The 347-nt window shown below is 65.1% G+C and carries 1 pseudogene; it reads right to left on the bottom strand.

Features of this window, described 5'->3' with window-relative positions:
- Positions 1–347: pseudogene (locus tag DIE23_RS39270) on the bottom strand (electron transfer flavoprotein subunit beta/FixA family protein); the annotation flags it as partial.

Here is a 347-nt window from a genome sequence, read left to right as displayed (position 1 = left end):
ACCGTTTCCAGCGGCTTCTTCTTCGCCTTCATGATGTTCGGCAGCGTCACGTAGCGCGGCTCGTTCAGGCGCAGGTCGGTGGTGACCACCGCCGGCAGCGTCAGCGACAGCGTTTCCGCGCCGCCGTCGACTTCGCGTGCGACCGTTGCCTTGCCATCGGCGATCGTGACCTTCGATGCGAACGTCGCTTGCGGCAGGTTGGCCAGCGCGGCCAGCATCTGGCCCGTCTGGTTCGAATCGTCGTCGATCGCCTGCTTGCCGAGGATCACGAGCTGCGGCTGTTCCTTGTCGACCAGCGCCTTCAGGATCTTCGCGACGGCCAGCGGCTCGACGCTGTCGTTCGATTC

Origin of the sequence: Burkholderia sp. Bp9143 (genome assembly GCF_003853645.1) — a bacterium.
GTDB lineage: Bacteria > Pseudomonadota > Gammaproteobacteria > Burkholderiales > Burkholderiaceae > Burkholderia.
This window is presented reverse-complemented; position numbering and strand designations above follow the sequence as displayed.